This window comes from Streptomyces sp. NPDC003327 (assembly GCF_053589515.1).
In genome coordinates this window covers 1-14247 of record NZ_JBSFSA010000076.1, presented here as the reverse complement: position 1 = coordinate 14247, position 14247 = coordinate 1, and the positions used below count along the sequence as shown (strand labels likewise).

The window sequence follows — 14247 nt, the reverse complement described above, 5'->3', positions numbered from 1 at the left end:
GCGGGTCCGGCGGGTCCGCCGCCGCCTCCTCCGCCGCCGGGTGTTCCCGGGGGGACGCCGGCCGGTGGTGTGGCGCATGCGGCGACGATGCTGGCCCATCCGAACCAGGCGGGTCCGGCGGGTCCGCCGCCGCCTCCTCCGCCGCCGGGTGTTCCCGGGGGGACGCCGGCCGGTGGTGTGGCGCATGCGGCGACGATGCTGGCGCATCCGAATCAGGCGGGTCCGGCGGGTCCGCCGCCGCCTCCGCCGCCGCCGGGTGTTCCTGGTGGGACGCCGGCCGGTGGTGTGGCGCATGCGGCGACGATGCTGGCCCATCCGAACCAGGCCGGCCCCGCCGGTCCGCCGCCCCCGCCCGCCCCCGCGCCCCCCGCGTACGGGTACCCGCAGCAGCCGTCCGGGCTGCCGACGGTCGGTCCCGGCTACCAGGCCGTCCTGCGGTACCGGGCGCCCGACGGGTCCGAGGCGCAGATCATCCGGCGGTCGGCGCCGGGCACCCCGCACCCGGAGTGGCAGATCCTGCACGAGCTGCGGGCGCTGAACGTGCCGCCGCAGCAGGTCCTCGAACTGCACACGGAGTTGGAGTCCTGTGAGCTGCCGGGCGGTTACTGCGCCCGGATGATCCGGGAGACCTGGCCGCAGGCGCGGATCACGAGCATCGCCCCGTACGGCAGGGACCATGCGGGCCGTCAGCAGGGCATGCGGCAACTCCTCACCCATCAGGGCGAGTTGCACCAGGTCGCGGACGGTCCCGCGCGCCCGGCGCCGGTGCGGGCGCCGTTGCCGCAGGTGCAGCCGGCGCCGCCGGTTCCGCCGGAGGGCGTGGCGCAGGAGCTGGCGGGGGCGTTCGGTCCCGGCATCCTGCGGTTCGACCAGCGCGCGGTGTCCCGGCAGGGCGTGCCGGAGCTGGTGGCGCGCACGCTCGTGTGGGCGGGGCTGCCGGCGGACTTCGGTCCGTTCTTCTGGGCGCAGCCGGCGGTGCCCGTGGTGCCGACGCTGGCGGAGCTGGCGGCGCAGCGGCAGGTGCAGCCGGCTGCGGACGCGAGTTCGTACCTGGTGCTCGGGTCGGACTTCGGCCGGGCGATCTGCGTCCAGTACGGGACGGCGCACATCGTGGCGGTGCCTGTGGAGGCCGGTCCGGGCGGGCAGTCGGTGCCGCCGCAGTTCGTGAACACCGGGCTGCCGGAGTTCACGCGCTCGATGGCGCTGCTGGGCCGGATGTGGCGGCTGCGGTTCGGGCTCAATCCCGAGCAGGCGGGCCGTTGGACGGTCGACTTCCAGGCGCAGTTGGCGATGTTGGACCCGGCGGCGCTGTCGTCGCCGGAGAACTGGTGGGCGGTTCTGCTGGAGCAGATGTGGGACGGCCTTCTGTAGGCGCCGATTGACGGAATGTGATGAAGGGCGCTCGACGTGTGTTCACGTCGGGCGTCTTTTGTCCGTTCTGATGGCGCATCCTTGATGTTTGAGTCCATACGGAAGGGGCGTCAGGGATGAGTTTCGCTGTCGGGCGGGGCCGGGGATACCGCCCCGAGCAGGTCGACCGTCACCTCGCCGCGCTCGCCGCGGAGCGCGACGCCGCCCGGGAGCGGGCGGAGTGGATGGCGGTCCTCGTCCAGGAGAAGGAGGAGGAGGCCGCCCGGCTGCGGGAGGCGGTCGCGGCCCTGCGCCCGCAGCGGTACGAGTCGCTGGGCGAGGCCGCGCAGAAGATCCTGGAGCTCGCGGAGCAGGAGGACGAGCGGCTCGTACGGGCGGCGGAGGCCGAGGCGCAGGCCCTCGCGGAGGCGGCGGACGCGGCCGCGAAGGAGGCGGCGGAGTCGGCCCGGTCGTACGCGGAGGGCGTACGGGCGGAGGCGGAGGCGACCGCCCGCGCGACGCTGGAGGCGGCCCGTGAGCGGGCCGAGGAGCTGACCACGGTCGCGCGGCGGGACGCCGAGGGGAACAGGGCGGCGGCCGCGGAGGCGTTCGAGGAGACGGAGGCCCGCGCCGCGGAGCTGCTCGCCGAGCAGCGCGCGGAGCAGGCGGCCGTACGGGACGAGGCCGAACGGGAGGCAGCGGCGGCGGCCGCCGCCCTCGACGCGCGCCACGAGGAGCTGCTCGCCGCGGCGGAGGAGCGGCTGGCGGAGGCGCAGCGGGCCCTGGCGGAGACCGAGGAGCGGGCCCGGCACGGCCAGGAGGACGCGGAGGCGCGGGCGGAGGAGCTGCGCGCGGCGGCGCGGCTGAAGGCGGAGCGGATCGAGCGGGAGACGGAGCGGGTGCTGCGGGAGCACGAGGGCGCGCGGGACGAGATCCACTCCCACATGGACCACATCCGCAATTCCCTCGCCGCCCTGACGGGCCGCCCGGGTGCCACGGACCAGGAGGACGACAATGCGAAGGAGAAGCCCGGGAAGGAGCAGCCGGAGTAGAAATCCGGTGGGCTCCCGGCGGGGGTCGTCCTAGATTCCCGTCATGCTGATGCGACTGACGGCGGTCACCCTCGACTGTGCCGACCCCCTGGCCCTCGCCGACTTCTACCACCGGGCCACCGGGCTGCCCCTGCACGCGCGTTCGGACGACGCGTTCGCCGGGCTGACCAGGGGCCCCGGTTCGTCCGGGCTCTTCGTCGGGTTCCAGCGGGTGGACGGCTACCGGCCTCCGCGCCGGCCGGCCCAGGACCTCCCGCAGCAGCTGCACCTCGACTTCGACGTGGACGACCTCGACGAGGGCGTCGCCCGACTGCTCGCCCTGGGGGCCACCGAGCCCGACGTACAGCCGTGCCCCGAGCGGTGGCGGGTGCTCGTCGACCCGGCCGGGCACCCGTTCTGCCTGACGCTCCCCGGGCCCGCCGCGTGAGGCTTCCCGGCGCGGTCCCTCCAGGGCCCCGGGCACGCGGCTGTCGTGGGTGGGCGGTACTCTCCACCCTCCTAGGGGAGGGAAGATCATCATGAAGTGCACGCGCACGTCCGGCCGCCGCCGTCTCACGGCCGCCGCCGTCACCGCGGTGCTCGCGGCCACCGGGGGGTCCCTGGTCGCGGTCCCGTCCGCCGTCGCCGCTCCGGCTCCGGCCGCCACCGGCACCGCGACCACGGCCGGCACCGCCACCACGGCCGACGCGGCCCAGGAGGCCCCCGTCACGTTCCCGCTCGACGCCGAGGTCGTGAGCGCCGGAGCGACCGGCTTCCTGTCGCGCACCAACGCCCCCCGCGGCGCCGTGCCCGAGTACCGCTGGACGCGGTTCTCCGACGGCACGTCGACCGTCCTGCCCGGCGCCGCCCTGGTGACCGGCGGGGCCTCGGACGTCGTCGTCGCGGGCGACGCGGCCGACCCGACCGACAGCCGGGTCCTGAAGGTGTACGACATGAGCGACCCGACGGCGGCGCCGGTCCAGGTGACCCTCGCCGAGGGCCAGTACTTCGCCGGAGCCGTCGGTTCGACGCTCGTCGTCATGGTGGACGCGGAGGGCGGGCCCTGGAACCCGCACCTCCTCACCGTCGGCGCCGACGGCACGGTGATCGACCGCAAGGTGACCGGCATGCCGGGGAACACCTGCTTCCACGTCGCCGGTGCCTCCGCCGCGGACACCGTGGTGTTCGACTGCGGTCTCGGCCTGGACGAGTGGGAGTCCCGGGTCGTCGTCGGCGTCGACTCGGGAGCCGTCCGCTCCGTGCACCCCGTCGGCGCGAGCTTCTGGGCGTCGGAGGGGGCTACGGTCTCCTCCACCCATGTGGCCTGGGAGGTGTACGACGGCGACAAGCACCGGATCGGCGTCGGCCGGGTCGGCACGCCCGGGTCCAGGCTGATCGACGCCAACGGCTTCTTCGAGGACACGATCCACCTGCTCGGCGACTGGCTGACGTACGGTCAGCCGCGCCGCGTCGAGGAGGGCGGGGAGCCGTACGCCGGGCACGAGCTCAAGGCCCCGCGGCCCTTCACCGCCCGGAACGTCGACTCCGGCGAGACGATCGAGCTGCTCACCCACTTCTCGTCCGCCGTCCCCGCGCCCGACGGCTCGCTGCTCGTGCGCGGCGGCTCGCTCGACCGGGGCGAGGGCCTCTACCGCGTCACCCTGGGCGAGAACGGCAAGCCGGCCGCCGCGCTGGTCGCGCCGACCGGCCAGGCGACCGCCGTGTCCCTGCTCTCCACCACCGTCCCGTCGGTGATCACCGGTGACCGACTGGCCAAGGGCGTCGACCTGACCTGGGACGTCTCCCGCGGCGACGTGTACGCCTGGGTGACCCTGACGCACGTGCGGACCGGGCAGCGGCAGCAGTGGCCGCTCGTCCGCGAGGGCGGGCAGCCGGCCGAGCGGACGCTCGCCCTGCACTGGAACGGCACGGAACTCTCCTCGTACGACTCCACGCGTCCCGCCCCCAACGGCGACTACACGTGGGAGCTGATCGCCCGGCCCAACGAGGGCATCGGGCCCGAGCTGAAGACGAGCGGCCGGTTCACCGTCACCCGCCCGCCGGCGCCGCACGACTACGACGACAACGGCACCCCCGACCTGTTCTTCCGCGGCCTCGACGGGTCCGTCCAGCGGACCGGCACGCAGCCCTCGGGGACGGGTCTTCGCACCGCGGACGAGCAGACGGTCGGCACCGGCTGGGGGATCTACGACCGGGTGGAGTCGGTCGGCAACGTGGCGGGAAGCTCCGCCCCCGACACGATCGCCCGCGACCGGAGCGGTGTGCTCTGGCTGTACCAGGGCACCGGCCTCGGCGCGAAGCCGCTCTCGGCCCGCACGAAGATCGGCAGCGGCTGGGGGATCTACAACAGGATCGCGGGCGGCTCCGACCTGACGGGCGACGGCCGGGCCGACCTCGTGGCCACCGACACCGGGGGCCGCCTCTGGCTCTACCAGGGCACCGGCAACGCGACCGCGCCGTTCTCGACGCGGAAGCAGATCGGCACCGGCTGGGGGATCTACAACCAGCTCACCGCCACCGGCAACATCGCGGGCGGCGCCGCCGGCGACCTCCTCGCCCGTGACGCGTCCGGCGTGCTGTGGATGTACCTCGGCCTCGGCAACGGCACCTTCGCGCAGCGCGTGAAGGTCGGCCCCGGCTGGAACGCGTACAGCGAGCTCGTCGGCATCGGCGACGGCAACGGCGACGGGCGGCCCGACCTGGTCGCCCTGGGCGGCGGCTACTTCTACGCCGGGACCGGCGACTGGCGGGCGCCGTTCAAGGGCCGGGTGGCCACGGACACGGCCCCCGACGGCTCGTACGACACCGCGTTCTAGGGCTCAGGTCTGTTCCGCGCCGCGTCGCTCCCCCTCCTCCAGGACGGGGAAGCGGCGCGGCGCCAGCGTGAGCAGGGTCAGGAGCGCGAGGGCCGCCGCCGCGGCCGCGCCCAGGTAGACGTAGTCCACGGCCGCGTCGACCGCGCGGCGGATCTCGTCCGTGGTGGCCAGGGCGGGGGCCAGCGTGTCCAGGTCCGTGTCGGCGCCCAGGCGGGCGGCGAGGACGGCGTTGGCGACGGCGCCGAAGAGCGCCGCGCCGACGCTCTGGCCGACCTGGCGGCAGAAGAGGACGGACGCGGTGGTGGTGCCGCGTTCCTCGTACGGGACGGTGGACTGCACGCCGACGATCAGCGGCAGCTGGAAGAGGCCGAGGGCCCCGCCGAGGAGCAGCATCAGCAGGGCGGGCTGCCACGGTTCGCCGGGGAACGGCAGGAACGGGAACGCGAGCAGCAGGGCGAGAGCGAGCGAGATGCCCAGGATCGCGGTGCGGCGGAAGCCGATGCGGGTGTAGACGCGGTTGGAGAGCGCGGCCGCGACGGGCCAGCTCAGCGTCCAGGACGACAGGACGAAGCCGGCGGCGATCGGCCCGAGGCCCAGCACGGACTGGGCGTACGTCGGCAGGAAGACGGCCGGGGCGACCATGAGCAGGCCGAGGGCCCCGAGGGCGAGGTTGACGGCGGCGATCGAGCGGCGGCGCCAGACCCAGCCCGGGATGATCGGTTCGGCCGCGCGCCGCTCGACGACGACGGTGAGGGCGGCCAGCGCGGCGGCCCCGCCGAGGAGGCCCAGGGACGGGGCGGAGAGCCAGGGCCAGGCGACGCCGCCCTGGACGAGCGCGGTGAGCAGCAGCGCGCCCGTGGCGAAGACCGCGAGGGCGCCCGCCCAGTCGACGCGGACGCGCGCGCGGGGCGCGGTGCGGGCCGGTTCGACGAGGTGGCGGACGATCAGCCAGAGGGCGAGCAGCCCCACCGGAACGTTGACGAGGAAGATCCAGCGCCAGTCGGCGTACCCGGCGAGGAGGCCTCCCGCGGCGGGGCCCGCGACCGAGGAGGCGGCCCACACGGAGGAGAGGCGCGCCTGGATCCTGGGGCGCTCCTTGAGGGGGTAGAGGTCGGCGGCGATGGTCTGGACGGTGCCCTGGAGGGCGCCGCCGCCGAGGCCCTGGACGACGCGGAAGGCGATCAGGGAGGCCATGTCCCAGGCGGCGGCGCACAGCAGGGAGCCGACGAGGAAGAGGACGGTCCCGGCGACGAGGACCGGTTTGCGGCCGAAGGTGTCGCTGAGCTTGCCGTACACGGGGAGGGTGACGGTGACGGCGAGCAGGTAGCCGGAGAAGAGCCAGGAGAAGACGGAGAGTCCGCCGAGGTCGCCGACGATCTGGGGGACGGCGGTGGAGACGACGGTGCCGTCGAGGGCGGCGAGGCCCATGCAGAGCATGAGGGAGGCCGTGACGGCTCCGCGCCGGTTCGCCGCCCCGCTGCCGGTGTCCGTTCCGGCGCCCGTGCCTGTGCCCGCTGAGCCCGCGCTCGCCACCCGCCCACTCCATTCTTCGTACACCTAAATGTGCGGGGCACAGGGTCTCACTTGGACCACGGGTGGAGGAACCCCTAAGGGGATCTCCCCCATACGGGCCAGGGGCCGGTCGTCCCGGCGGAGGACGAGAAGGTCGACTCCCGCTCCTTACCGTGAACTTACATCCCACCCACTGTTCGAGGAGAAGACCGTGACTTCGGCTGTGACCATCCCCAAGCACGGGGATACTGAAGCGCGTTCGGCCGTCGCCGCGCGGGCGCGTCAGGTCGTCAAGGCGTACGGCACGGGGGAGACCCGCGTCGTCGCGCTCGACTCCGTCGACGTGGACATCGCCCGCGGACGGTTCACGGCGATCATGGGGCCCTCGGGCTCCGGCAAGTCGACCCTGATGCACTGCCTCGCCGGCCTCGACACCGTCACCAGCGGCCGGATCTTCCTGGACGAGACCGAGATCACCGGCCTCAAGGACCGGAAGCTGACCCGGCTGCGCCGGGACAGGATCGGCTTCATCTTCCAGGCGTTCAACCTGCTGCCCACCCTGAACGCCCTCGAGAACATCACCCTCCCCATGGACATCGCGGGCCGCAGGCCCGACCCCGAGTGGCTGCGCCGGGTCGTCGACACCGTCGGCCTCTCCGAGCGGCTGAAGCACCGGCCGAACCAGCTCTCCGGCGGCCAGCAGCAGCGCGTCGCCGTCGCCCGCGCGCTCGCCGCCCGGCCCGACATCATCTTCGGCGACGAGCCGACCGGAAACCTCGACTCCCGAGCCGGTGCCGAGGTCCTCGGCTTCCTCCGCACCTCCGTCGACGAACTGGGCCAGACGATCGTCATGGTCACCCACGACCCCGTCGCCGCCTCCTACGCCGACCGCGTCCTCTACCTCGCCGACGGCAGGATCGTCGACGAGATGGAGCGGCCCACCGCCGACGCCGTCCTCGACCGCATGAAGGACTTCGACGCCCGGGGGCGGACGTCGTGACCGTCCTGAAGACCTCCCTGCGCAACTTCCTCGCCCACAAGGGCCGCATGGCGCTCTCCGCCGTCGCCGTCCTCCTCTCCGTCGCCTTCGTCAGCGGCACCCTCGTGTTCACGGACACCATGAACACGACGTTCGACAAGCTCTTCGCCGTCACCTCGTCCGACGTCACCGTCAGCCCGACGAACGACGACCCGTCCGACGAGACGCCCGACACCGGCCGCCCCGACTCCTTCCCCGCCTCCGTCGTCGAGACGGTACGGAAGGCCGAGGGCGTCCAGGAGGCCCAGGGCTCCGTCACCTCCCTCGCCGTCACCGTCGTCGACGCGCGGAACAACAACGTCGGCCCGACCAGCGGCGCCCCGACCATCGCCGTCAACTGGAGCCCCTACGAGCTGCGTTCGGTCGAGCTGACCACCGGACACGAGCCGCGCGGCCCCACCGACGTCGTCGTCGACCGCGGCACCGCCGACAAGCACGGCCTGAAGCCCGGCGACGAGCTGCGGACCATCGCCGCCACCGGCGACTTCACCGCCACCATCACCGGCATCGTCGACTTCAAGGTCACCAACCCCGGCGCCACCGTCGTCTACTTCGACACCGCCACCGCACAGCGCGAACTCCTCGGCAAGGAAGGCCTGTTCACCCAGGTCATGGTCGAAGGCCGCCCCGGCCTCACCGACGACGCCCTCAAGGCGAACGTCGCCGCCGCCCTCGACGCCTCCGGCGCAGACGGCTACAGCCTGAAGACCGCCGCCGAGACCGCCGACGCGGGCCGCGAGGACGTCGCCGGATTCCTCGACGTCATGAAGTACGCCATGCTCGGCTTCGCCGGCATCGCCTTCCTCGTCGGCATCTTCCTCATCGTCAACACCTTCTCGATGCTGGTCGCCCAGCGCACCCGCGAGATCGGCCTCATGCGGGCCATCGGCTCCAGCCGCCGCCAGATCAACCGCTCCGTCCTCGTCGAGGCCCTGCTCCTCGGCGTCGTCGGCTCCGTCGCCGGAGTCGCCGCGGGCGTCGGCCTCGCCGTCGGCCTCATGGAGCTGATGTCCACCATGGGCATGGAGCTGTCCACCGGCGACCTCACCCTGAAGTGGACGACCCCCGCCGTCGGCCTCGCCCTCGGCGTCCTCGTCACCGTCCTCGCCGCCTACGTCCCCGCCCGCCGCGCCGGCAAGGTCTCCCCGATGGCCGCCCTCCGCGACGCGGGCACCCCCGCCGACGGCAGGGCCGGACGCGTACGCGGCGGGATCGGCATCGCCCTGACCGCCGCGGGCGCCGCCGCGCTGTGGACCGCGACCCGCGCCGACGAAGCCGGCCCCGGCTCCCTCTGGCTCGGCCTCGGCGTCGTCCTCTCCCTCCTCGGCCTCGTCGTCGTCGGCCCCGTCCTCGCGGGCGGCGTCGTCCGCGTCCTCGGCGCCCTCGTCCTGCGGATCTTCGGCCCCGTCGGCCGCATGGCCGAACGCAACGCGCTCCGCAACCCGCGCCGCACCGGCGCCACCGGAGCCGCCCTCATGATCGGGCTCGCGCTCGTCGCCTGCCTCTCCGTCGTCGGCTCCTCGATGGTGGCCTCCGCCACCGAGGAACTCGACCGGTCCGTCGGCGCCGACTTCATCGTCCAGAACGCCACCGGACAGCCGATCGTCCCTCAGGCCCGGGCCGCCGTGGAGAAGGCCCCCGGCCTCGACCACGTCACCACCTACGTCTGGGTCGACGCCACCGTCACCGACCCGCGCGGCAGGACCTTCGAGCACGGCCTGGCCGCCACCGACCCCACGTACCCGCGGGACCTGCGCCGCGAGACCACCGCGGGCCGGCTCGCCGACGCGTACGCCCCCGGCGCGATGTCCGTCGGCAGCGACTACGCCACCGAGCACGGCGTCACCGTCGGCGACACCCTCACCGTCGCCTTCAAGCGCGGCGCCACCGTGAAGCTGAAGGTCGCCGCCATCACCTCGGACCGCTCCAACGTCGACAAGGGCGCCATGTACACGGCGCTCACGACCGCCCGGGCCGCCGTCCCCGCCGACCGCATGCCGCAGCCCGCGCTGCTCCTCGCCTCCGCGCGGGACGGCCAGGACGCCGAGGCGTACCGGGCCCTCAAGGACGCGCTCGCGCCGTACCCGCAGTACAAGGTCAGCAACCAGGCCGACTACAAGGAGGACCTGAAGGACCAGGTCGGCCAGCTCCTCAACATCGTGTACGGGCTCCTCGCCCTCGCGATCGTCGTCGCGGTCCTCGGCGTCGTGAACACCCTGGCGCTCTCCGTCGTCGAGCGGACCCGCGAGATCGGCCTCATGCGGGCCATCGGCCTCTCGCGGCGCCAGCTGCGGCGGATGATCCGCCTGGAGTCGGTGGTCATCGCCCTCTTCGGCGCGCTCCTCGGCCTCGGGCTCGGCATGGGCTGGGGCACGGCCGCGCAGAAGCTGCTGGCCCTGGAGGGCCTCGGGGTCCTGGAGATCCCCTGGCCGACGATCCTCACCGTCTTCGTCGGCTCGGCGTTCGTGGGCCTCCTCGCGGCGCTGGTCCCGGCCTTCCGCGCCTCCCGGCTCAACGTCCTCACCGCCATCGCCACCGACTGAGCCCCGCAGGGCCCGCCCGGTCCCACCGCCGTACGGCCCGGCCGTACGCCGTACGCGAGCCGCCGCCCCTCCCCGGGGCGGCGGCTCGCGCGCGGGTGGAGCCCCCACCGGCCCCGGAGGGTTTCGCGGGCGGGTGACGGAGGGGCGTCGTAGGGTGGGGATCCCGGCCCGTGCGACGTGTCGGGCTGTTCGCGTTGTCCGACCCCGTAGTCCGAACCCGGGATGGAAGTCCATGAGCCTGCACGGTCTGCTCGACGTCGTCGTCAAGGACGCGGCCCTCGCCGAAGCGGTGAAGGCCGCCGCCGACGGCAATCGCCCGCACGTCGACCTGGTCGGGCCGGCGGCCGCACGCCCCTTCGCCGTGGCCGCGCTCGCCCGGGACTCCGGGCGCCCCGTGCTCGCCGTCACCGCCACCGGCCGGGAGGCCGAGGACCTGGCGGCGGCCCTGCGCTCCCTCCTCGACCCGGACACCGTCGTCGAGTACCCCTCCTGGGAGACCCTGCCGCACGAACGGCTCTCGCCCCGCTCCGACACCGTCGGCCGCCGCCTCGCCGTCCTGCGCCGCCTCACGCACCCCCGCGCCGACGACCCGTCCGCAGGACCGGTCAGCGTCGTCGTGGCGCCCATCCGCTCGGTGCTCCAGCCCCAGGTCAAGGGCCTCGGCGAGCTGGAGCCCGTGGCGCTGCGGACCGGGCAGCAGGCCGACCTGAACGCCGTCGTCGAGGGCCTCGCGGCCGCCGCGTACTCCCGGGTGGAGCTGGTCGAGAAGCGCGGCGAGTTCGCCGTCCGCGGCGGCATCCTGGACGTCTTCCCGCCCACCGAGGAGCACCCCCTCCGCATCGAGTTCTGGGGCGACGACGTCGAGGAGATCCGCTACTTCAAGGTCGCCGACCAGCGGTCCCTGGAAGTCGCCGAACACGGCCTGTGGGCGCCGCCCTGCCGCGAGCTGCTCCTCACGGACGACGTGCGGCAGCGCGCCGCCGCGCTCGCCGAGGAGCACCCCGAGCTCGGCGAACTCCTCGGCAAGATCGCCGAGGGCATCGCGGTGGAGGGCATGGAGTCCCTCGCCCCCGTCCTCGTCGACGAGATGGAGCTGCTGCTCGACGTGCTGCCGCAGGGCGCGATGGCCGTCGTCTGCGACCCGGAGCGGGTGCGGACCCGCGCCGCGGACCTGGTGGCGACCTCGCAGGAGTTCCTCCAGGCGTCCTGGGCGGCGACCGCCGGCGGCGGCGAGGCCCCCATCGACGTCGGAGCGGCCTCGCTGTGGGGAATCGCGGACGTACGGGACCGGGCGCGGGAGCTGGGCATGCCCTGGTGGTCGGTGTCGCCGTTCGCGGCGGACCCGGCCGGCACCGACGGCGACACGCTCACGCTGGGCATGCACGCCCCGGAGTCGTACCGCGGCGACACGGCCCGCGCGCTCGCCGACACCAAGGGCTGGCTGGCGGACGGCTGGCGCACGGTCTACGTGACGGAGGCGCACGGCCCGGCGTCCCGCACCGTGGAGGTGCTGGGCGGTGAGGGCATCGCGGCGCGGCTCGCCGCCGACCTGACCGAGCTCGCGCCCTCCGTCGTCCACGTCGCCTGCGGCTCCATCGACCACGGCTTCGTCGACCCGGCGCTGCGGCTCGCGGTCCTCACCGAGACCGACCTGTCGGGGCAGAAGGCGGCCGGCAAGGACGGGCAGCGGATGCCCGCCAAGCGGCGCAAGACGATCGACCCGCTGACCCTGGAGGTCGGCGACTACATCGTGCACGAGCAGCACGGCGTCGGCCGGTACATCGAGATGGTGCAGCGGACCGTGCAGGGCGCGACCCGCGAGTACCTCCTCGTCGAGTACGCCCCCGCCAAGCGCGGTCAGCCCGGTGACCGGCTGTACATCCCGACCGACCAGCTGGAGCAGGTCACCAAGTACGTCGGCGGCGAGGCCCCCACCCTGCACCGGCTCGGCGGAGCCGACTGGACGAAGACGAAGGCCCGCGCGAAGAAGGCCGTCAAGGAGATCGCCGCCGACCTGATCAAGCTGTACTCGGCCCGGATGGCGGCCCCCGGCCACGCCTTCGGCCCGGACACCCCCTGGCAGCGCGAGCTGGAGGACGCCTTCCCGTACGCGGAGACGCCCGACCAGCTGTCGACGATCGCCGAGGTGAAGGAGGACATGGAGAAGACGGTCCCGATGGACCGGCTGATCTGCGGCGACGTCGGCTACGGCAAGACGGAGATCGCGGTGCGGGCCGCCTTCAAGGCCGTCCAGGACGGCAAGCAGGTCGCCGTCCTCGTCCCCACGACGCTCCTCGTGCAGCAGCACTTCGGCACGTTCAGCGAGCGGTACTCGCAGTTCCCGGTGAAGGTGCGGGCGCTCAGCCGGTTCCAGTCGGACGCCGAGTCGAAGGCGACCCTGGAGGGGCTGCGGGAGGGCTCGGTCGACGTCGTCATCGGCACCCACCGCCTCTTCTCCTCCGAGACGAAGTTCAAGGACCTCGGCCTCGTCATCGTCGACGAGGAGCAGCGGTTCGGCGTCGAGCACAAGGAGCAGCTGAAGAAGCTGCGGGCCAACGTCGACGTGCTGACCATGTCGGCCACCCCCATCCCCCGGACGCTCGAGATGGCGGTGACCGGCATCCGCGAGATGTCGACGATCACCACCCCGCCGGAGGAGCGGCACCCGGTCCTCACCTTCGTCGGCCCGTACGAGGAGAAGCAGATCGGCGCGGCGATCCGCCGCGAACTCCTCCGCGAGGGCCAGGTGTTCTACATCCACAACCGGGTCGACTCCATCGACCGGGCCGCCGCCCGGCTGCGCGAGATCGTGCCGGAGGCGCGGATCGCGACCGCCCACGGCCAGATGTCGGAGCAGGCCCTGGAGCAGGTCGTCGTCGACTTCTGGGAGAAGAAGTTCGACGTGCTCGTCTCGACGACGATCGTCGAGTCCGGCATCGACATCTCCAACGCCAACACCCTGATCGTGGAGCGCGGCGACAACTTCGGCCTCTCGCAGCTCCACCAGCTGCGCGGCCGCGTCGGGCGCGGCCGCGAGCGCGGCTACGCCTACTTCCTCTACCCGCCGGAGAAGCCGCTGACGGAGACCGCGCACGAGCGGCTCGCCACCATCGCCCAGCACACCGAGATGGGCGCCGGCATGTACGTGGCGATGAAGGACCTGGAGATCCGCGGCGCGGGCAACCTCCTCGGCGGCGAGCAGTCCGGCCACATCGCGGGCGTCGGTTTCGACCTGTACGTGCGGATGGTGGGCGAGGCGGTCGCCGACTACCGGGCCTCCCTGGAGGGCGGCGCGGAGGAGGAGCCGCCGCTGGAGGTGAAGATCGAGCTGCCCGTCGACGCGCACGTGCCGCACGACTACGCGCCGGGCGAGCGGCTGCGGCTCCAGGCGTACCGCGCGATCGCCTCCGCGAACTCGGAGGAGGACATCAGGGCCGTACGCGAGGAGCTCACCGACCGGTACGGCAAGCTGCCCGAGCCGGTGGAGAACCTGCTCCTGGTGGCCGGGCTGCGGATGCTGGCGCGGGCCTGCGGGGTCGGCGAGATCGTCCTCCAGGGCCCCAACATCCGCTTCGCGCCCGTGGAGTTGCGCGAGTCGCAGGAACTGCGGCTCAAGCGGCTGCACCCGAAGTCGGTCGTCAAGCCGGCGGTCCACCAGATCCTGGTGCCGCGGCCGGCGACCGGCAAGATCGGCGGCAAGCCCGTCGTGGGCCGTGAACTCCTCGCGTGGACCGGCGAGTTCCTGACGACGATCCTCGGCTCGTAGGGCTTCTCCGCCGGGCGCGGGCGGACGCGTCCGCGGTGTGCGGGGAGGGGCTGTACGGAGAGGGGGTGTACGGCGGAGGGGGTGTACGGCGGAGGGGGTGCGCGGACCGGTCCGCGCGGTCGGAAGAGCGTCGTGTGGGGTAGGGGTGTGTATAGGGTCGGGTAGATAT

At 73.6% G+C, this 14247-nt stretch carries 8 protein-coding genes; 7 read left to right on the top strand and 1 reads right to left on the bottom strand.

Annotated elements, in window-relative coordinates:
- The 4 genes from ACWDVG_RS30850 to ACWDVG_RS30835 form a co-directional block, all read left to right on the top strand.
- Positions 1-1371 (top strand): SUKH-4 family immunity protein (locus tag ACWDVG_RS30850; RefSeq protein WP_451704132.1); only part of this gene is annotated, 1371 nt, incomplete at its 5' end.
- A 116-nt stretch (positions 1372-1487) separates the two neighbouring features.
- Complete coding sequence (locus ACWDVG_RS30845) at positions 1488-2402, top strand: cellulose-binding protein (RefSeq protein ID WP_451704130.1); 915 nt, start codon at positions 1488-1490, stop codon at positions 2400-2402.
- A gap of 43 nt (positions 2403-2445) precedes the next feature.
- Positions 2446-2829 (top strand): VOC family protein, encoded by a 384-nt coding sequence (locus ACWDVG_RS30840; protein WP_451704129.1) that lies wholly within the window; start codon positions 2446-2448, stop codon positions 2827-2829.
- A gap of 91 nt (positions 2830-2920) precedes the next feature.
- A complete protein-coding gene (locus ACWDVG_RS30835) occupies positions 2921-5218 on the top strand; it encodes an FG-GAP repeat domain-containing protein (protein ID WP_451704127.1) in 2298 nt (765 codons plus the stop codon).
- Between the two features lie 3 nt (positions 5219-5221).
- Here ACWDVG_RS30835 and ACWDVG_RS30830 read toward each other — a convergent pair whose 3' ends face one another.
- Positions 5222-6751 carry an MFS transporter gene (locus ACWDVG_RS30830; RefSeq protein ID WP_451704125.1) on the bottom strand — a complete coding sequence of 510 codons (1530 nt, stop codon included), beginning with the start codon at positions 6749-6751 and terminating at the stop codon, positions 5222-5224.
- Between the two features lie 190 nt (positions 6752-6941).
- Between ACWDVG_RS30830 and ACWDVG_RS30825 the strand changes: the two genes are divergently transcribed.
- The 3 genes from ACWDVG_RS30825 to mfd all read left to right on the top strand — a co-directional run bounded on the left by ACWDVG_RS30825 (position 6942) and on the right by mfd (position 14078).
- Entirely contained in the window at positions 6942-7730 is a 789-nt protein-coding gene (locus tag ACWDVG_RS30825) for an ABC transporter ATP-binding protein (RefSeq protein ID WP_451704123.1), read from the top strand.
- Positions 7727-10312, top strand: a complete 2586-nt coding sequence (locus ACWDVG_RS30820) for an ABC transporter permease (protein ID WP_451704121.1) — start codon at positions 7727-7729, stop codon at positions 10310-10312. Before ACWDVG_RS30825 ends, ACWDVG_RS30820 begins: the two co-directional genes overlap by 4 nt.
- A 232-nt stretch (positions 10313-10544) precedes the next feature.
- The gene (mfd, locus tag ACWDVG_RS30815) at positions 10545-14078 is read left to right on the top strand and encodes a transcription-repair coupling factor (protein ID WP_451704119.1); all 3534 of its coding nucleotides are present in this window, start codon (positions 10545-10547) and stop codon (positions 14076-14078) included.
- The last annotated feature ends 169 nt before the right edge of the window (positions 14079-14247 follow it).